Consider the following 19,949-nt stretch of genomic DNA (forward strand, 5'->3'; position numbering starts at 1 on the left):
TATCTTAAACTTTAGCAGAATAGGATTTCAACAAGTGCAGTAATTAATAATCATATTTCCCTGACTCAATTGGGTGTATATTTAGCTTAAGACTTTAGACCTGTGTACTTCAGGTATAGTTGTAATAAATCCACATTGACGTTATGACAGTTTCCCCTGTCTTGCTCGGGATTACCCATTTATTTTAAAAAATTCCTCCCTACTGCTTCCGCAATGGGGAGGTGAAAAAAAATTCATTTCATAGTTAATAACTATATATTGAACTAATTTTTCAATACTAGCCGATATCGAGCTTTACCTGCTTCTAAATGAGCGATTGCTTCATTAACTTGACTGAAAGGAAATGTTTCAATGATAGGTTCAATATTATGACGTACTGCAAAATCGAGCATTCTCGCAATTGTTTGAGGACTTCCAAGAGGACTACCAGATAAGGTTTTTTGTCCAGCAATCAAGGAGAAAGCATGAGCTTGAATCGCACTGGGTACCACTCCAACAAAGTGCAAACGTCCTTTAGGACGGAGTGCATTAATGTAGGTACCCCAATCTAAATCCGCATTAACGGTTGAGATAATCATATCGAAGGAGCTAGCAAGTTTTTCTAAAGCTTGAGGATCGCGGGAATTAACAAAATCCTTTGCTCCCAATTTACGAGCTTCAGCTTCCTTATCAGGGTTAGTTGAAAATGCTGTGACGTTACAACCCCACGCTCGCAGAAATTGTAGCGCAATATGTCCAAGACCACCAATTCCGATTACACCAACCCTATCAGTTGGTTTTATATCAAACTGAACAATAGGGTTGAATACGGTAATACCACCACAAAATAACGGACCAACCTTTGCAGGATCTATATCCTGCGGTAGAGGAACAGCCCATTGTTCATGGGCTCTAACCTTATCAGCAAAACCTCCATGACGAGCGACAATTGTTGACTCTGCCTTTAGACATAAATTGTGATTTCCGGACATGCACCATTCACAATGCATACAAGAATGGGAATACCAACCCAATCCAACTCGCTGACCAACTTTAACTGTTTTGACGCGATCACCAATTGCTGCAACAGTTCCTACAACTTCATGACCCGGTACGAGTGGATATTGACTAATACCCCACTCGTTGTTAAGCATACTCAGGTCGCTGTGACAAATACCGCAATACTCAACATTAATTTCTACCTCTTCATCTTTAAGTGGATCTGGTTCATATTCAAAAGGTTCCAATTTTCCACCAGCTGTTTTGGCTGCATAAGCGTGAATCATACCTTGTCTCTTTTTTGAATACTTGCAGACTAAATTTTCACTCTTGTAACGATGGAAAATTCTGAGAAGACACCAAAGTTTATACTTGTTAAAGTATATTCAAATATTCTTATGAACTTGTTTGGTTATGGTAATACTGAGCTTTCTAGGAATTTAACGTCAAAGATTTGACACTCCTCATGCCTTTAGGCTGAGGATTCTTCGTTCACAGACTCGGCTTGCTGAGATAGGTTTGCACCTAAAACAGTAGGGGCTAAATCTCCCGAAGCGTTCGGATCTGAGATCCAAGTTCCCACATGCCCTGTGGTACTCAAAGCAATATTCAGAATATTAATGGCTGCATTGTGATCGCGGTCTAATTCACATCCACATTGGCAAATATGAGTCCTAGTGGACAGTGATTTCTTCACCGTTGCACCACAAGTCGAACAATTTTGGGACGTATAAGCAGGATTAACAGCAACTGTTATCTTGCCAAACTTAGTTCCAAAATATTCCAACAATTTCCGAAACTGATACCAACCTGCATCATTAATAGACTTGGCAAGACAATGATTTTTTACTAAATTCTTCACCCTCAAATCTTCATAGGCGACCAAATCGTTAGATTGGATTACGCAACGCGCTAGTCTCTTAGCATGTTCTTGACGTTGCCTACTTATATTGAGGTGTACCCTACCAAGTTTATTAATTGCCTTCTTGCGGTTGGTACTGCCTTTGTTTTTGCGAGAAACGCGACGCTGATAAAATCTTAATCGCTTTTCTCCTGTACGATAAAATCTTGGGTTAGATTCGCTATTCCCATTGCTATCAGTGTAGAATTCTTTTAATCCTACATCTAAGCCTATGGTCTTACCTGTGGGTTTTGATTCTATTTTAGTATCAGTTCTAATCAAAAACTGAACGTAATAACCATCAGATCTTTTAACTAACCTTACTCGCTTTATCTGTTCTAACTGATAGAAATATAAGTCCCAAGTACCTTTTAGCTTTAAGGTTCCAATACCTTTTTTATCAGTAAAGCTAATCTGTTTTCTATTTTCTGACAACGACCACCCAGAAGTTTTATACTCTACTGAACGGCAGTTTTTCTTAAAACGTGGATAGCCCTTTTTACCCAAAACCTTTTTCTTGCAGTTATCGTAGAATCTAGCGATTGAACTATATGCTCTTTCCACAGAAGCCTGACAAGCACTAGAATTCAAAGCTTTAACGAAATCAAACTCTTTCCTGAGTGAGGTACTATGACGATACAAATCTTTCTGCCCAACACCGGGTTTGTCCATCCAATAGCGGATACATTTATTGCGGACAAACTGAGCAGTTCTGATTGCCTCATCAATACCTGCATATTGAGTTGTCTTCCCTTTAGCTTTGAATTCGAGAATAATCATTTACGTGGGACTACTCTACGCAAAATATCATAACATAAATAAAGCTGTCCTGAAAGGACAGGGCTTTAGACCCATTATTTCCGGTAAAAAGGAACTTATTGACATTTTAATTTCACCAAGTTTAATTTTACTAATTTAAAACTGATTGAGTGCGGTCAGTTCTTCAGAAGTGAGAACAATGGAAGCAGCAGCCATATTTTCTTCTAAGTGAGAGATAGTCGTAGTTCCAGGAATTAAGATAATATTTGGTGCGTAATGAAGTAACCATGCTAAAGCAATTTGATTAGGTTTTACACCTTTTTGAACTGCAATATCTGCGAGTATTCCTTCAGATGTAGCCAAAGGTGCTCCACGTTTCAGGGGATGTGCACCTAAAGAACCATAGGGAATAAAAGCAATCTTATTTTGGGTACAGTAATCTAAGATATCTTGATTAGTGTGCTCGCTAAAGCTAAAACGATTTTGCACGGAAGCGATTTCCACAATACTTATTGCTTCTTCAATTTGTTCTAAGGTGACATTAGAGATTCCAATGTGACGAATTTTGCCTTCTTGTTTTAATTTTGCTAATGCTCCTATAGATTCAGCAAATGGAACTTTGCGATCTGGACGATGTAGTTGATATAAGTCAATTTGTTCCAATTTCAATCGTTTTAAACTAGCTTCTACACTGCGTCTGAGACTTTCAGGTCGACCATCAGCTTGAATATTATCGGGTGTGGGTTTATTAATCCCACCCTTGGTAGCGATAACTAAATCCTCTGGATATGGATGCAAAGCAGAAGCGATTATTTCTTCATTGAAACCTGGACCATAAGCTTCCGCAGTATCGATGAAGTTTACACCCAATTCAACAGCACGACGTAATAATTGTTCTCCTTCCTCCCAGTTTGCATAGGGTCCAAAATTACCGGGTTGTCCGGTCAGTCTCATTGCACCGTAACCGATTCGATTTACTAGTAAGTCATCGCCGATCGCAAATTTTGTGGTAACTGATATAGAACTGTTATTCATGACTTATTTCCGAACAATATTTAATTACACAATTTCAAACTGATAAGATTCAAACTGATAAGATTCAAACTAATAAGAGATTACTTGTCTATCCCGCCAAAATTTACCGGTCTCATTCCGTGGAGCCTCAGTTGCTAACCAAATAGCAGTATCTGCACCCTGTTCTGGCGATCGCGGTGCAGATTCACCACCCATATCTGTTTTCACCCAACCAGGACACATTGCATTCACGACTATCCCTTTTGATCGTAAACTTTGCGCCAGCATAATCGTTGCGCCGTTGAGTGCTAGTTTCGATAAACAATAACTGGGAACATCCGCAGAGAGTCCGTTAATTTCCCCATAACCACTAGAAACATTAATTATACGTGCATCTTCAGATTTTTCCAGAAGTGGTAAAAATACCTGTACCATCTGAACTGGACCAAAGGTATTAGCATTTAGGGTTAAGTCTAACAAGTCACGAGAAATAGTGAGAATATTTACGCCTTCATCAGGATAAATACCTGCATTATTAATCAAGACATCTAAGCGAGGAATCTTGTGATTTTGATTTAAGGTGTTTAGGGCTTGTTCGATAGAATCATCATCTGTCACATCTAATTCTATCGGTATTACCTTACCAAATTCTTGTAGTTTCTCAGCAGCTTCTTTCGCCTTATCCAGGGAACGTGACGTAATAATTACCTCATAACCTTTTTGCATTAAACCTCGAGCGATCGCAAATCCAATTCCTCGATTACCACCTGTGACTAATGCTGTTTTGCTTTGTTTGAGTTCCATTGTTTTTATCTGTTGTTATGACATTTTGGTTTTTCAATTTCCACCTTCTGTTGAACTCTAACTAATAAATTAATTCTTCACGGTTCTTTTCTACAAATTCCCACCAGCTAGTAGGTTTGCATCCTGTAATGGCTTCAAAGTTGTCAAAGGTAGCATCAGCATTGGGGATTTCGTTAGCGATATTGAGTTTTAGTTGAGTGTAGACACAGTGAATGTAAGTTGCTTCTGCACCTAATTTGAGCATATTTTCTAGAAAATCTTCGGGCGATCGCGTTTCGACTCGATAGGGTTTTCCAATTACTTCCGTTAAAATTTCCGCCACTTCTGACATAGTTGCGGTATCGTAAGCAAGAGGATAGATTTTACCGGCATGTACTTCTGGCTGGCGTAAAGTTTCTGCAGTAACTAAAGCCAAATCATCGCTATCAACCCAACTCCAACGAGCATCGCCGATATAGTTAGTTATAACGTCTTTATTTAACCAACCAAAATCGGTTATGTTTTTCATAAAAGCTTCAGGACGCAGATGAGTATAGCTAAATTCTAATGACTCGATATACTTTTCAATATACTGATGCCAACCCCAGTGAGCAACTTCGTTAGTGGGTGCGCCAGATGCACCGATGTGAACAATGTGTTTAACTCCTGTTTGTTTTGCGATATCGAGAAAGGCTTTGCTCTGTTTGAGCATATTGACAGTGTAACCTGTTAAAAGTAAAGCGCGATCTATTCCTTTTAGAACTGGTTCTAAAGTATTTTGTTTATCTAGGTCAAGATGCCGAATTTCTATTCCCTGCTCTTGTAGGGATTTAGCTTTTTCAGGAGAACGTACCCCCGCAATAACTTGTAGATCTCCTGACTCTACTAACAACCTAGCTACTTTAGAACCAACTTTTCCTGTCGCACCAAGAACTAATACAGTTGGTCTATTTTTTACTTGCATCAGTGAATTACCTCTATTCAAAATCTGTATTTGCTACGACTTCTTCCCAAGCATTCAACTCTGCTGTTAAAGATTGAATCTTTTTGCGAAACTTGGAATAAGCGTACTTTCCTAACACCAATCTTAAAGGTGGGTTGGGTGAATTTACTACCTTGCTAACTTCCTCTAGTGCACCGATTAAACCATAGCCAGCATTATTAACTAATACGTCGATTCGACCAAATAATACGTCGATTCGACCAAATTTTGCGTTCGCTTTTTCTAGGGTAGTTTTCATTTCGTCTTTATCGGTAACGTTGAGACGCAATGCGATGGCTGCTTGAGGGTATTGAGCGGTATTCTGGTTTACGTGCAGTAGCAATAAGGCGATCACCTTGCTTAAGGACAGTTTCAGCTAAGGTGCGTCCAAATCCTGTAGAACTACCTGTAATCAACCATACTTTGGAGTCATTGCTATTCATAACGCATAATTTACTTTGCGTAACGTAATTAATTTAAGATAAAGAAAATACTTTGTCAAGTTTGAAATTCTTGCTATTTATCCAAAGTATCTTTTCTGGGAGTTACTTTTTGGGATAAACATTTACGCAAGCGAAATTTGTCATTGCGATCAGCACGCGCCATTTCAATGGCGATCGTAGCCTAGTTTAAGCTTGGGACTTAGGGCTAACGCGATCGCGAAATTGGATAAATCTTGTGTAAGTCCGAGCAATTAGAAAATGTGTACGTTCGCATTTTGCAGACTCGTAAGTTTACACATTAACGGTAGAGTAATTGCTTTTGCGGTGATGGTATATAATAAAAACGCTTCGTAGCGTAAACATTAATATTATTGATTCATATAAAAAATCGTGTCAATAGCCAAAACTAAAAAAACTCAAACTACCGTTCGCGGACGCGGTCGTCCTCGCTCGGAAGAGATTCAACAACGAATTTTGCAAGCGACCTATGAAATACTCAATGAAGTAGGATTTATGGCGCTAACAATTGAAGGTGTTGCAGCACGAGCAGAAGTGGGAAAACCAACTATTTATCGGCGTTGGAGTACTAAAGCCAAATTGGTTATGGATGCTTTTTTATCAGCGGTGGCTCCGGAAATATCCTTTCCTGATACGGGTTCGGTAAAAGAAGACTTTCGCCAGCAAACCCAGAAAATTGTCAAGGTGATGAATAGTCCTAGAGGAGAAGTTTTAGCAACCGTTATTGGTAGCGGACAGATGGATCCTGAATTGATAGCTGCTTTTCGAAAAAATTGGTTATTACCGCGACGCGACGATGCTAAAAGAGTATTTAAACGTGGTGTAGAACGGGGAGAACTACGTAGTGATGTAGATCCGGAAGTGGCGATAGATGCTCTTTACAGTCCCTTGTTTTATCGCTTGCTTTTGAAACATGCACCTTTAAATGAAGCCTTTGCTAATGAATTAGTTGATGTTGCGATCGGGGGGTTGGAGGTCTCTCATCGGTAGGTATTTCGTATTTAGTCACTAGTGAATCTCAACTTTTTTCTAGAGTTATTAAAGAAGTTGATGAAATGCAAAGAATTATGGTTTCCACACTCAACAAGCGGTTAGAAATCTTCTAACTTCTCGTAGGATAAAAGCCCTGTCGTTTACGACGGTTAAAGTTATGACTAACGTCACGCTAGAGCCTGCGGCGTCGGCGTTAGCCTCTAGCTATAGCTGCGCTACCTACGGATCCGCTAAGGGAGCAGTACAAGCTTCTTCCAAACATAAAATCAACTTCGGACGGCTCTTCGCTGTGACATGACACTCCTCAGCCTGAAAGGCGCGAGGATTCTTCGTTCTTTAGTTTTTCAAACGCTATAATTTTTCTAATTCCTCAATTGTTTCCAAAGCCTCATCGCACCAATTTAACCAATCTTGCTCGTAGGAAATACCGCGACGTACGGCTAAATATCTTAATTTCGCTTCTGGTGGTAGGTTTTTACAATTTTCTAGATAATGTGTTTCCATTTCTTGGAATTTTTTTAAAGCTTCTACGTGTAATTGACGATGACGTTCTAATTCTTCACGCAATACTTTTGGTTGAACGAGTTCTCCAGCCAAAATTTTTAATATCAAATCTTCGCGTAAAATTGCTGGTTGAGAAGGTTTATTTATCCATTCAATCAGATATTTTTTGCCTGCATCTGTAATCGAATAAAGTTTTTTATCTAAAAAAGCATCTCGCGGTACTATTTCACAACTAACGAAGCCTTGCTGCTCTAACTTGGCTAATTCTCGATATACCTGCTGTTGAGAAGACTTCCACAAATGCACGAAATCAGCATGAAACTGTTTTGCTAATTCATAACCACTTGCAGGTTTCTTTATTAATAATGCCAATATTGCTTGCGTCAGCGCCATTTCATTTTCATTTCTAATAAGGTAATTGACAATTACTGTTACCTAAGTATACATTAGTCACTATACTCAACATGTTGAGTACAACAAGTTGAATTAATTTTGTTATAGTTTGATTGGGTAAGTCAAAAAATATTTTCTATTTTAAGATAGAGGGAAAAATGAATAGCGTTGTTGTTACAGGGGCGTCGAGTGGTATTGGTTGGGGTACAATCAAAGTTTTGACTGAACGAGGGTTTCATGTATTTGGTAGTGTCCGCAAGCCGGAAGATGGGGAACGATTATCTATTCAATTTGGTAATAAATTTACACCATTATTATTTGATGTTACTGATGAAGAAGCTGTAAATCAAGCTGCAAATAGAGTACGCGAGCAAATGAATGGTCATACCTTATGTGGATTGGTAAATAATTCTGGAATTGCAGTACTTGGACCACTGATGCACCTGAATATTGCAGATTACCGCACTCAGATGGAAGTAAATTTAATTGCTCCGTTGATTGTTACACAAGCTTTCTTGCCTTTATTAGGAACAGATTGTTCTTTAGAGGGTAAACCAGGACGAATAATTAATATTAGCTCGGTTGGTGGCAAAATTGCTATTCCCTTTATTGGTGCTTACAATGCTTCCAAGTTCGGTTTAGAAGGTTTTTCCGAGTCTTTGCGTCGCGAATTAATGCTCTACGGCATTGATGTTATCGTTGTTGCGCCAGGGGCTGTAGCAACAGCTATTTGGGACAAAGCTCAAGCAAGTGATATTTCTCAATACGAGAATACTGATTATGGAACTGCAATGAAAAGTTTCAAAAGTTATTTTATTGAACAAGGGCGTAAAGGTTACCCCCCAGAACGTGTAGGTGAGGTGATTTGGAAAGCTTTGACAGTAGCTAATCCTCGCGCTCGTTATCCTGTCGTACCAAATCATTTATCTGGCTGGATAATTCCTAGAATGCTTCCTAAAAGAATGCTAGATAAAATTATTGCAAAAAATCTAAACTTCCTATCTAGATAGCCTATTTAAATAAATGTGTAAATTTTACAAGTATAACCTTTAGATTTAGTGAAAGGTCTCATTTTTACAATACATATTTGGAGTTCCTATTTTGTAGAAGCCAAATGTATTGAATTTTAATCTATCAATTTAAGTTGAATGGACTAATTGTCTTACAGTCTAAATCTTGTATATATTCAAAAGTTTCCAGAGGATAGGTCATGAAACGCATTCTAACCGCTTTTATCTTTACTGCTATTGCAACAGTTTTTCCTACATATATTGCAAGTGGAAATCTTGAACGCGATCCACTTTTAGCCGAAGGTTTCGAGAAGAAAAATTTTAATTCACAACGTCAAATACCTACATTCAATTCAGTTGATGAAATTGTTCCCCGTTCATCTGCAGCCCGAGTAGTCAAAGAATTTTTACAATCTCTCGAAGCCAAAGATACCAACGCGATCGCTCTACTTTGGTCGCAAGATGCAGCGGTTGAAGTACCCTACGATCTCCAGGGTAGAAGTTTTCCCAACAGAGAAGCCGCGCAGAGATATATAGAGGAAGTCATCCAACCTTTTAGTGAAATTAGATTTGAACGAATTCGCCTCTATCAAACTAGAAATCCCAATGTTGTTATTATTGAAGGTCAGGGCGATTTCACCATAGCAGAAGATGGTAGATCCTACAGAAATACTTACATATCAGTATTTCAAACAAAAGGTAATAAATTAAGTTTGATACGAGAATATTTTAATCCCCTAATTATTGCTCGAACATTTGGGGTCGATCTTAATCCTACTCTGCAGGAATCAGAAGTTAAGTTTTTTGCTCCTCCCAGTCAAGGACTTCATTTAAGTCAAGTCACTGAAGTAGATCCGTTTAAAATTGCTCTACCAGGAGATGAAATGTGCCGATCTGTTTTTGTTCGCAGTTGGATGATTGATAGTTCTTACCAAAGGCAAGCTCAAGTTCCTTTTTTAAAAGATGGGCAGCAAACTCTCAAGAAGATGAAGCAAGATTTTCCCAACCTATGGGATATGTATACCTTAATCATTCACCCAAGTTATGCGGAACTCGGTCAAGCATTAGGATTTCAGAAAACTTGTTCTGACCCCAAACTACCACTCTATTGGATATACCAAGCAGTGGATCGATACCTGAAGCTTGACATGCAAAAGGCTATGAGTAAATCAAAGGGTTAATTAACGGTTAAATCACAAACACAAGCTGACTATATCACATCTCTACGGCTAGCCGCGTCCAAACGCCGGAAGGCGCGTTGGAGCGCGTAATATAACGTAGTTAGAGCCTGCGGTGTCGGCGGTTCACCGTAAGGTGGGGAGCCATTGCTCAAGCTTTTCAGAATTAAATGCAGATAATTCTGACATGATGGCTACGGATAAGAATAAGAAGATAACCTTGCTTTGATACCGAGCATAACAAATTCTTCGCAAAAACTTCGATTTTCTTCGACTTCCTTCGATCTGTTTCTTCAGCCTTCGAGAGTGTTACGGCATGATCGATTGGGTCATTTTTACTGCAGAGGTATGGTCTTTATATTTAGGTTATAAGTTTTTGCTCCCGGCTGATGTTTATCCTATATCAATTTAAATCTGCATTCCAAAACAGATGCAAGTGTTTGGGGAAGATTATTGCAGGTTTTTCGGGGACAATTTTTCCAGTTTGCAGCTTGGTTTAATTAGGGCTTGCTGAAAAAACAAAAAAAGGTGATGCCCAATACATTAAAAGAAACCTATGTCATATTGAGCAGCTAATCATGTTAGGAGCAAATCTGGAGGGTTTAAGTAAAATCCAGTATAAATTATTGCTATTATTCTAAGAAATTTACCGACAACAAAAGAAGGTATCACTTTTTCAGCAAGCCCTAATTAAAGACCAATACCTAGGCAGTTACCAAATAAAAATAAATATATGCGACATTTTTTGAACGGATTAATTTGTATTAGTGGGATTTGTGAGATATTTTTGCTTGTTTTACTCTTCTCTAATATCCCGATTGCTAAAAGATTGACGGCCGGTATGGCGGCACTCGTCTTTTTTTTGTATGCTGGTATAACATCTGTCTTAACATTTTCATTGAGTAGTTTTAGTTTTGCAATAGGCTGGAATGCCGAACCTAGAGAAATACTCATACCAACTATTGGCTTATTTTTAAGCATCCCACCCTTTATCATAACATTAATATATACATATGCTGATGCTTATAAAAATGGTCCCATGACTGGGGGACTGTTAGGTATTTTGAGTTTGATAGGACTAGTAATACTAGAAATAATGCTAGGAATAAATACAATAGGGATAACACAAACCTGCGTATCTATGGGCATTTTCGGTCTAACAGTATTATTGTGGTTACTTTTTCGGTTTTCATCTTTCTTCGTTCGCCGCTAGGCGCGGAACGACAATCGTCTTCTCGAAAAGTAACATCAAGCACCCAGTGCAAGGAATTTTCCACTCCCCAGTGACTACGTATTGAAGTGCCTAATTTTTCCGGATCACTACTTAACACTTAAGTACAATAAATCACTCAATCAATGGTATTATTATTTACATTTAATACTAATTAAACCACGGAAATTATTATCTTGGGTTTAATTTTCATCCAAATCATGATTACGTAAAGATGAAGTTTTTCTCAGACTCAAAGCTTTACTTTTACCCTTTGGAATTACTCGATTTTATACAAGAGTATGGTTTTGAGGGTTTATTACCAGAACAAGCAATCTTTGATGCTGATGGTAAATCTTTGGCTGTAGTGATTTACAACTACCCCGAACAGAGCCCTAAAACAGGTGCAGTAGAATTTTGGAATATTGTAGGAGGGAATAAGCCGAGGTTAGAGAGAACTGGATTCAAAATTGATGTGGTGCGCGGCGCTCATGATGTTACTTCGGTCAGATGATATAGTCTCTGCCTTAAACTGCAATTCGTACAAGATTTAGCTAGCGAATATTTCACTCAAAATACAACGTGTCAAATCAAATACGTAGAAAAAAAGCGCAATAACATACTATACAAGAAAATCAACTACAAAGAAAATACTAATATAATAAAGTCGATACGAGCATGAGTTATGTCGAATGTGACGCGTCGTAAAATACTAACAACAGGAGTTGTAGGAGCCACAGGAGTTGCAAGTGCGTTTGCTGTTGGTAAAGAGTTACAAGCCAATACCAAAAACTCACCACAAGCACAAAACACTACAAATTCTCAAAGTAGATTTGCAAATAAAGCAGTTTTAATTACCGGAGCTACTTCTGGAATTGGTCAAACTACTGCTAAGGCTTTTGCTCGAGAAGGTGCAAAAGTTTTTTTCTGCGGTCGACGTGAGAATTTGGGAGCGCAGGTAGAGCGGGAAATCCGCGACCTCGGTAAAGAAGCAACATATATGCGCGCTGACATTCGTAAACCCGAAGAAGTTAAAGCTTTTGTCGATGCTTGTGTTGCTAAATACGGTCGTTTAGATATTGCTTTTAATAATGCTGGAATTGACTATCCACCTAAACCCATAGCTGAAACTGCGATTGCAGAATTTGATGATTTGATGAATACCAATGCTCGTGGTGTTTTCCTGGGTATGAAATACGAAATTCCCCACATGCTGAAAACCAAAGGTGGAGTAATTATAAATACTGCAAGTATTGGTGGCGCTCGCGCCTTTCCTAATATCATCGGTTATGGAGCTAGTAAGGCTGCTGTGATTCACATGACTAAAATGGCGGCTCAAGAATATGGTAAAAACATTCGTATTAATGCCATATCTCCAGGAGCGATTGATACTCCTATGTTGGATCGGGTCAAACGGGACTGGAAAGTCACAGAAAAAGAACTTGTTGCATCGTATCCAATGCAGAGAGTTGGGACACCGGAAGAGGTCGCAAACCTAGTCATGTGGCTCGCTTCCGATGAAGCATCTTATGTCTCTGGGAATCAGTTTAGTGTTGATGGGGGTGGACTTGGTTAAAAATCGGTTTTACCTAGCAAATATTTGCTAGTAAATATTTAACTCAAAATCTCAATAAGATACAAGACCAGAAAAAATTAAAGAATCAAGTCAATAGGAAAATGAAACCTTTACAATCTCTAGTTTTCTGTTTTGCAATTCCTTTGATGTTAGGTGCCGATTTAGCTGTTGCAAGTAATATCAATCTTGAAAATAAACAGGGTAGGAACTTGGTAACAACACAAAACCAAACTCCGAGATTTTCTAACCCGGAATATTTGGCTGCTACAAATTACAAGCCTGGTATAAACAAAGTTAATTTCACTAGCGAAGGGGTGAGAATGGTGGGAGACTTATATTTACCGGCTAATTACAAGTCTGGTAAAAAACTCCCAGTGGTAATCGTTACCGGTTCTTGGACTTCGGTAAAAGAACAAATGGCAGGTTTGTATGCGAAAAAAATCGCCGAACAAGGGTTTGCTGCATTGGCTTTTGATTTTCGCTACTGGGGCGAAAGTGGTGGTGAACCTCGTCAGTATGAATCGCCAAATGCAAAGATTCAAGATATCAAAAATGCTGTAACCTATTTGCAGTCTTTACCAATTGTCGATTCTAAACGCATCGGTGGTTTAGCCGTATGTGCAAGTGCGGGTTATATGGCGCATGCTGTAGCTGAAGATTCTCGCATTAAGTCCTTTGCAACCGTCGCTGCATGGTTACAAGAGGCGGAATCGGTACGTACTGTTTACGGTGGGGAACAAGCAGTACGTAAGAAAATCGAAACTGGATTAGCAGCACGAAGAAAATATGAAAAAACAGGGAAAGTTGATTATGTCGCTGCTTTCGAGCAAGATAATCCCAACGCTGCTATGTCTGGTGAGCCTTTATATTACGGTAATCCCGAACGCGGTTCAATTCCAGAATGGAAGAATAGGTTTGCAGTAATGTCTTGGTCTGAATGGCTGCAGTTTGATTCTATTTCTGCAGCACCTAAAGTTAATGTTCCTACCCTTTTTGTTCACAGTGAAAATGCAGCATTACCAGATGGAGTACGTAAATTTTACAAGACTATGCCTGGAGAAAAGAAAGTTATTTGGATGGAAGGACAGCAATTTGATTTCTACGATCGCGAACCTTATGTAGACAAAGCAATACAAGCGGTTACAAGTCACTTTCGCAAGAGCCTAACAGATACTAAAGTATCGCAAAAATAAACCTTTAATAGTAAAAGTAGGGATTGGGGATTGGGGATTGGGTAAATTCCTCTCTTCTTAGTTACCAATTACCTATTTTTTCCATTGACTTGTAAATATTCCTGTAATCAGCACGATTGCATATCCCCACAATAACCAAGCTCCAAATACTCCATTTGCTCCATCAGGAAGATTTGGAAAAAAGTATGGGAAGAAGTAAGTAGTTAGTGCATCGAGTAGCATTCCTGGAATCGCCAAACAAATAGCAGCATCCTTTCTTTGCACAGGCTCTATATTTTGCCAAGCAAACAGACTATAAGCCAATGGTGGGAGGAAAAGAAGTGAGAACAAAAAACTCGCAACCATACTGAGATTACTGTCAGGGATAAAAAATATTTCTCCCCAAAACCGAATAATTAAAGTTGCAACCAGCCAAATCATAAAACTCATGAACAAAAAGAATCCATAAGATATCTGTTTGTTGCGACCTACAGTATTTATTCCTGATTTCGCAGTTTGCATGGTTTTCTACCCTAAAATGCTATAAATAAAACTACAAACAAAAACACGAGGTTAACCTCACTTTTAAAATACGAGGAATGCCTCGTGTTTGTCAATAGAATTTTTGGGTTAGCAGCAGGTAATGACACAAGAACCTCAACAGCAATTGCGATGGCGTTTACCGAAACAAGCAAGGAGTCGGGAAAGATTTAATAGAATTTTGGATGCAGCAGCTGAATTATTTGTTGAAGTTGGCTATGAGTCTGTAACAACCGATGAAATTGCGGCGCGTGCGGATACATCCGTCGGAGGTTTATACCGTTTTTTCCCGGATAAGTTGGCTGTGTTTCATGCTTTAGTTGATCGCTATTTAAAGCAACTTGGAGAGGTATTTGCAAACCTTCACACAGATGGAACCACTGAATTACCTCTGGAAGTTTATATCAGTAATGCGATCGATGCATTTGATGAATTTGTGACAGCTAATCCGGCATATAAAACCGTATTTGTACAATCTCGTTTAGTCTCAACGGAAGTTATGGCAATGGATACGGCATTTAACCAAGAGATTGCTCGACAATTGTCAGCATTTTTTATTATACGTCAACCTACACTAGCAAAAACTCAAGCCGATTTATTAGCAGCAGTTACAGTTGAAGCCGCAAGTGCACTAGAAATTTTTTCATTAACCCGCGAGGGTAATTTTCAGCAACAGGTTCTAGCTGAAACAAAGAAAATGTTGATTCTCTATTTAAAACAATATTTCCCGAATTAAATTATCTCCCGAATTAAGATTTACCGATAATTGTGATACCAAGAAGAGTAAGAAGTAGGGAGTAAAGAATTAAAAGTTTAGTAATCATAGGTTTTGAGATTAATCAGCGTCTCGAGCTAATTACCCAGTACTATACTTTTAACTGGCTAGATGAGTTCAATTTACATAAATGGGTTGATTTTGGATTGCTTTATTATTCCAATCATTCGGAGAAATAATACCACCATCTCCAACACTCTTTAATTTTGCTAACATCAATTCATCTCTTTGCTGCCAAATTTGAAATATTTCTTTTCTCCCATCATTGAGCATTTTAGAATCTATTTGATAAGTAAGAGTACTTTTCTTTAATTTCAAAGCTAGTAAATTCAGTAATCGACCCAAAATAACAATCCCTGAGGTTGAATCTTTACCTCTTGCGACATTAATTTCCAAAATTCTTTTGATATGCTTACTGCATTCTAAAGCTGTATTTTTCATTAAGAGCAAGTCCGGGTCGCGATCGGTAAATATTCGTTGTGGGTCTAGAAATTGGTTTAGACCTAAAGCTCTTAAAGCTTCTATTTTTAGAGTGTAGTTTTTGAAGTCAGGTAAGAAGACCTTTCCATCTCCCCAAGACAATTGTTGGAGCCATTCTTGTTTATCTCGCAGACGGAAGTATTCTAAATCATGGGTGAGATAGTAATGGATTAACAATTGATAATAATACCCTTTATCATCTCTTAATTTGAGTTGGGGGGTGACATCGATTCCATATCTATGTCTGAGGACATATTTATTAATTTGATAGCGCTCATTTTCAGTTAAGGATGGTTTAATAATTAGTCTGTCATATTCTATATAATCAATATCCCTCGCATTAGCGACAGAATTTGCTGTTTCCAATTGCTTTTGACGTTTTATTTTTTTGATATTGCGGTTAATATTTGTATTTCTATTCCGACTCTTTTCCCAATCTTTACGAGTTTTGACAATTTCTAAAATTAGTCTCCTTCGGGTTGTGACATCCGAAGGATCGGTTGCTAAAAATGCTTGACGTAAATCGCGAATAATATTTTTGTAAGTGTCATTACTCCGAACTTGAAGCTGATTTCCATCAGCGATTAAACCATCCTTCATCGCTTGACGGTAAATACTCACCGAAGCATTGATTCTTGCGGATAATTTTGCCCAAGTTCGCAAATGGATGGGATCGTAAACTAGAGGTAAATCTACATCAATTTTATATAAAGGACTTAGTAAAGCTAGATTTTCTTTTTGATTTTCTTGATACCAATGGGATAACAAACGATAGTTAGTGCTACCGCTACCGATTAAACCAATACCTCGCTTCGCACACCAAACGATTCTGGGTACATCATCGCGGACTCTAGCTAAGGCTTGTCGAGCTTCAGAATCAGGAATTACACCTTGAAAGATACCATAAACTCGGTCGAAATGTTGAACATCAATACTAATTCCCGTTCCCAGACTGGGAGTTACAAAAACTGCTTGATAATCAATAATTTTTTCGTTAATGGATTCGACAATATCTACCGCTGGGTGACCTGGTGTATTGGTAGTATGACTGCTGACCACTAAAGTTTGAGGAAATTGATATCGTAATTTTTCTAAGCGTTCTTTGAGATATCTTTCAATAGTTTCACAACTATAACGTCCAGAACGACTATCTGTAGTAACATAACATTTCCTTCCAGCCATTAAATCTACTTCTAGTTGTTGAATTAATGGTGTGGGATTGGGAGAATCGTAAAAAGTTACATCCCAACCAACTGTGGGTTTCCATTGATTCTCCAAAATCCAAGGAGCAATTTTAATTCCTGACAGTCCCTGTAAATACTCTAAAGAAATATCCGATAAATCCGCATCCTGAGCAATCACTAATCCCCCAGTACTCAAAACAGTGGAAATTAGTTGTCCAAATGCAGTGAGAATTTTCACTCGCTTGGAAACACAAGTACTACTATTAAGTAAATGCCATAAAGATTGTTCTACTTCATCTAAAATTACAATCCCACCTCGCCAATCTTCAGGATTTAGCTTCCAAATCGAATCTATACATAATCCTAAATTTTTAGCTCCTAAATTTGTGGAAAGGGAAGCTGAAAAATTGAGAATGGAAAACGGTGAATCAGATATTTCAGCTTGGGTCTGAGTTTGGGTTTGAGTTTGAGCATAAGCTTGAATGTTTCTATATTCGTTCGTTCCCAATCCCCAATTTAAACCAACCTGTTCGCATAAAAACCGTCCCAACTGAATTCGGTGGGTAATCAACAAAACTGGTTTTTTTGTACTAATTGCCCGTTTGATAACAGGTTGTAATGCGGTAGTTTTTCCCGTACCTTTAGCCGACTTGACTCCTACTAAACCCGATTGAGGAAAAGGTATTTCTCCCAAATAGCGTCGGTTAATTGTGAGATTAGGGGTAAAAGTTAAAGCTTTGTGGGGTTTAACTTGAGCGAGATAAACTTCTAAATCGATACTTTGAGCATAAATTTTCTCAAAAGCAGTTGCTCCCTTCCCAACAATAAACTCATCCACACCCTTTTCTTCACCGGGAAGCTCAATTACCCGTACCGGACAAGTTTTCTCTTGGAATAAAAATCCCAGTTGGGAAATCGCATTACTGACAGCAGCAACTTTCTTCGGTTCCGTTTCAAAATCAAAACAAATGTAAATTGTACGCTTTGCAATTGTAAAAGCTGCCAGGTCGGGAATCAACTGACGGCGAATAACTTTACCAAAATTATTCTTAACAACTCGATAACCGCTATTAATTCCCGGAATTGCGATCGCAACATAACCTTGACTTAATAGGGTAGCAGCTTTCTTAACTCCCTCACAAATAATCAGAGGGATGTTACATTCCATAACCCATTGCCAAAAACCAATAGCTTCCCCATGTTCGCCAATGGCAATATTTTCCGGCATAGGAACATTGTAACGCTCTTGAACCTGCTGCCAAACCAACAAAGGTACGCGTAAACAAAATACCCTTGTTCCCATACAGGGAGGATGTTCGTATTTTATTGGTTTACCTTTTTCATTGTGTCGCGGTTGATTTGGCTTAAAACAGCCCCATTCCATTACTTTCCAATTATTTACAGGGTCTAGCCCAGAACACCACCAACCACCATCAGTTATATGAGCGTAACGTTGCAACCACTGACTCTTGAGCATTCCCGTATTTGTACGGGGAACTTGCTCGGAAATCAGGAGATAATCATAGGCTGTTGTGTCTTGTAAGGACTGAAAATTGAGTTTTGCGATGTGTAAATCTATGCCACTACTGTTGACTAATTCTTCCAGGTGTTGTGGCTTGAGATGATCCAGATGCATTGAGGACAACGGAAAAGGTGACAATAAGAATAGAAACTTACCATGCCTTTTCCAATTTTTATAGAAGTATTTTTGATGATTTTGGGTTGCCTTTTGCTACCTAGTGACGGGAGACACATCGGTTTATTTATCAAGGGTTGGTTTTTCCTGTTTGTATCGTGGAATTAATAAATTTGTATTGTATTACTCAGATGTATATTTTTTTAATTTATCCGTATAATTATCAGCGAATAAATTTTTGGTATCTATAGTTACGTTTTTTCATCAAAACTTTTTTATCTTCACAGCAAAGTTGATATATCATTGACAGTTTGCCTATTTGCAGGTGTTATCTAAATAAATTTTATTCGTTGTATTTTGTGCGAACAAAGATAAATATCTGTGGTATTTTGGTGTAATCCTACACAATTACTTCTATAGACAATAGTTCCCACATCCACTTGGTGTTTTATGAGAGAAAATTGGTGTTCCAAAATTTGGAGTTTCAGAATTTGGCTTTCCGCAACAAAGAAAAATCATCAGCATCCGATATCCGGGGCTACTGATGATAAATTGCTATATGGTGTAAGGAAATTAGAGAATTAGGGTAATAAAAAGATAAAGATAAGTCTTAAGATATAGAAGAGAATTTTAAACTAAGCTTTCTGCAGGCTAGCATAACCAAAAGTAGCGTTGAATTCTTCGCACCAGATTCCTACAGATTTGAACTCATCTAGATTTACATTATCGGGAATTTCATAAGCTTGAGCGCCTTTGAATTTTTGAATTTTTGCAAGGGTAATGTAATTTCCTTCTTGGATATTTCCAGGTACGGTGCTGCTTTTATGTAAGATGACTTTGACGTCGGGACCATTACCAGTACTAAATGCTTTGTCAAACTTGAGATAGCGCTTACCGTTCATATTGACAATTTTGGCTTTACCGGTGGTTGCTTTCTCGGACTTAACAAAATTACCGGATGAAATTACTGATTCAGATTTAGCTGCAACTATAGTAGTTTGTTTTGCTTTCAGGGCTTGAGCAGGTTGTGCGTTAACTGCTAATTGTCCAAAGCTACCGAATAATACGATTGATGCGATTCCTAAACCAGCGATTTTGTTGAATTTCATCTCAGTTACTTCCTTTAAATTTGTTTTGTGTGGTTTCCCTTTGCTTAATTACTAATATCGGGGATGAAACTGAGGAGTCAGTGATTGGTAAATGAGACTTCTCTAAGAGTTATCTGAGAAAACTGAGAAAGTGTTGGGAAAAAAAGTATTGATAACGGATTAAACAGATAGACAATGCATTTTTCAATAATTGGTTGACGAGCAATCTTTATCTGTTACTAACTACTTATACCAATTCTCTATGAAGATGCATATAATAATGCTTCATAAAATAGAGCTTCAAGGATAAAATCATAGCTTGTCAAAGAAGA

The 19,949-nt window shown here is 38.2% G+C and carries 19 protein-coding genes; 7 read left to right on the forward strand and 12 right to left on the reverse strand.

Annotation, left to right across the window (positions count from 1 at the left end; all coding sequences use genetic code 11):
* Nucleotides 1-263: 263 nt before the first annotated feature.
* From ahr to BC008_RS51990, 7 genes are all read right to left on the reverse strand, one after another.
* On the reverse strand, nt 264-1,265 hold the full coding sequence (gene ahr / locus BC008_RS45115; protein WP_027842444.1) for an NADPH-dependent aldehyde reductase Ahr: 1,002 nt from the start codon (nt 1,263-1,265) through the stop codon (nt 264-266).
* Between the two features lie 185 nt (nt 1,266-1,450).
* Entirely contained in the window at nt 1,451-2,659 is a 1,209-nt protein-coding gene (locus tag BC008_RS45120; protein WP_027842445.1) for an RNA-guided endonuclease InsQ/TnpB family protein, read from the reverse strand.
* Nucleotides 2,660-2,794: 135 nt separating this feature from the next.
* Nucleotides 2,795-3,673, reverse strand: a complete 879-nt coding sequence (locus tag BC008_RS45125; protein ID WP_027842446.1) for an aldo/keto reductase — start codon at nt 3,671-3,673, stop codon at nt 2,795-2,797.
* A gap of 69 nt (nt 3,674-3,742) precedes the next feature.
* Nucleotides 3,743-4,456 (reverse strand): SDR family oxidoreductase, encoded by a 714-nt coding sequence (locus BC008_RS45130; protein WP_027842447.1) that lies wholly within the window; start codon nt 4,454-4,456, stop codon nt 3,743-3,745.
* A 61-nt stretch (nt 4,457-4,517) separates the two neighbouring features.
* On the reverse strand, nt 4,518-5,399 hold the full coding sequence (locus BC008_RS45135) for an SDR family oxidoreductase (RefSeq protein ID WP_027842448.1): 882 nt from the start codon (nt 5,397-5,399) through the stop codon (nt 4,518-4,520).
* A gap of 13 nt (nt 5,400-5,412) precedes the next feature.
* Nucleotides 5,413-5,760 carry an SDR family NAD(P)-dependent oxidoreductase gene (locus BC008_RS45140; protein ID WP_036265060.1) on the reverse strand — a complete coding sequence of 116 codons (348 nt, stop codon included), beginning with the start codon at nt 5,758-5,760 and terminating at the stop codon, nt 5,413-5,415.
* Complete coding sequence (locus BC008_RS51990; RefSeq protein WP_235596037.1) at nt 5,684-5,860, reverse strand: hypothetical protein; 177 nt, start codon at nt 5,858-5,860, stop codon at nt 5,684-5,686. The genes BC008_RS45140 and BC008_RS51990 overlap by 77 nt, the downstream gene beginning before the upstream one ends.
* Before the next feature lie 390 nt (nt 5,861-6,250).
* On the opposite strand from BC008_RS51990, the gene BC008_RS45145 reads away from it, so the two are divergent.
* Nucleotides 6,251-6,868: a TetR/AcrR family transcriptional regulator C-terminal ligand-binding domain-containing protein gene (locus BC008_RS45145; RefSeq protein ID WP_027842450.1), complete on the forward strand. Its 618-nt coding sequence runs from the start codon at nt 6,251-6,253 to the stop codon at nt 6,866-6,868.
* A 354-nt stretch (nt 6,869-7,222) separates the two neighbouring features.
* On the opposite strand, the gene BC008_RS45150 is transcribed toward BC008_RS45145, so the two are convergent.
* Nucleotides 7,223-7,768 (reverse strand): PadR family transcriptional regulator, encoded by a 546-nt coding sequence (locus BC008_RS45150; protein WP_027842451.1) that lies wholly within the window; start codon nt 7,766-7,768, stop codon nt 7,223-7,225.
* Nucleotides 7,769-7,926: 158 nt separating this feature from the next.
* Between BC008_RS45150 and BC008_RS45155 the strand changes: the two genes are divergently transcribed.
* Complete coding sequence (locus BC008_RS45155; protein ID WP_027842452.1) at nt 7,927-8,778, forward strand: SDR family oxidoreductase; 852 nt, start codon at nt 7,927-7,929, stop codon at nt 8,776-8,778.
* A 200-nt stretch (nt 8,779-8,978) separates the two neighbouring features.
* Complete coding sequence (locus tag BC008_RS47295; protein WP_082650759.1) at nt 8,979-9,959, forward strand: nuclear transport factor 2 family protein; 981 nt, start codon at nt 8,979-8,981, stop codon at nt 9,957-9,959.
* Nucleotides 9,960-10,646: 687 nt separating this feature from the next.
* Here the strand turns inward: BC008_RS47295 and BC008_RS45165 are convergent.
* On the reverse strand, nt 10,647-10,952 hold the full coding sequence (locus BC008_RS45165) for a hypothetical protein (protein ID WP_027842453.1): 306 nt from the start codon (nt 10,950-10,952) through the stop codon (nt 10,647-10,649).
* Between the two features lie 449 nt (nt 10,953-11,401).
* On the opposite strand from BC008_RS45165, the gene BC008_RS45170 reads away from it, so the two are divergent.
* The 3 genes from BC008_RS45170 (at nt 11,402) to BC008_RS45180 (ending at nt 13,935) form a co-directional block, all read left to right on the forward strand.
* On the forward strand, nt 11,402-11,680 hold the full coding sequence (locus tag BC008_RS45170) for a hypothetical protein (RefSeq protein WP_027842454.1): 279 nt from the start codon (nt 11,402-11,404) through the stop codon (nt 11,678-11,680).
* 171 nt (nt 11,681-11,851) lie between these two features.
* The gene (locus tag BC008_RS45175) at nt 11,852-12,742 is read left to right on the forward strand and encodes an SDR family NAD(P)-dependent oxidoreductase (protein WP_027842455.1); all 891 of its coding nucleotides are present in this window, start codon (nt 11,852-11,854) and stop codon (nt 12,740-12,742) included.
* A gap of 101 nt (nt 12,743-12,843) precedes the next feature.
* Complete coding sequence (locus tag BC008_RS45180; protein ID WP_027842456.1) at nt 12,844-13,935, forward strand: alpha/beta hydrolase; 1,092 nt, start codon at nt 12,844-12,846, stop codon at nt 13,933-13,935.
* A gap of 72 nt (nt 13,936-14,007) precedes the next feature.
* On the opposite strand, the gene BC008_RS45185 is transcribed toward BC008_RS45180, so the two are convergent.
* A complete protein-coding gene (locus BC008_RS45185) occupies nt 14,008-14,436 on the reverse strand; it encodes a DUF5367 domain-containing protein (protein WP_058184882.1) in 429 nt (142 codons plus the stop codon).
* A 121-nt stretch (nt 14,437-14,557) separates the two neighbouring features.
* Between BC008_RS45185 and BC008_RS45190 the strand changes: the two genes are divergently transcribed.
* Nucleotides 14,558-15,190 (forward strand): TetR/AcrR family transcriptional regulator, encoded by a 633-nt coding sequence (locus tag BC008_RS45190; RefSeq protein ID WP_027842458.1) that lies wholly within the window; start codon nt 14,558-14,560, stop codon nt 15,188-15,190.
* Between the two features lie 156 nt (nt 15,191-15,346).
* Here BC008_RS45190 and BC008_RS45195 read toward each other — a convergent pair whose 3' ends face one another.
* Both BC008_RS45195 and BC008_RS45200 read right to left on the reverse strand, forming a co-directional pair.
* Nucleotides 15,347-18,529, reverse strand: coding sequence for a plasmid replication protein, CyRepA1 family (locus tag BC008_RS45195; RefSeq protein WP_027842459.1), 3,183 nt, complete (start codon nt 18,527-18,529; stop codon nt 15,347-15,349).
* Between the two features lie 635 nt (nt 18,530-19,164).
* Nucleotides 19,165-19,638 carry a DM13 domain-containing protein gene (locus BC008_RS45200; RefSeq protein ID WP_027842460.1) on the reverse strand — a complete coding sequence of 158 codons (474 nt, stop codon included), beginning with the start codon at nt 19,636-19,638 and terminating at the stop codon, nt 19,165-19,167.
* Between the last annotated feature and the right edge of the window lie 311 nt (nt 19,639-19,949).

Source organism: Mastigocoleus testarum BC008 (genome assembly GCF_001456025.1).
Taxonomy (GTDB): domain Bacteria; phylum Cyanobacteriota; class Cyanobacteriia; order Cyanobacteriales; family Nostocaceae; genus Mastigocoleus; species Mastigocoleus testarum.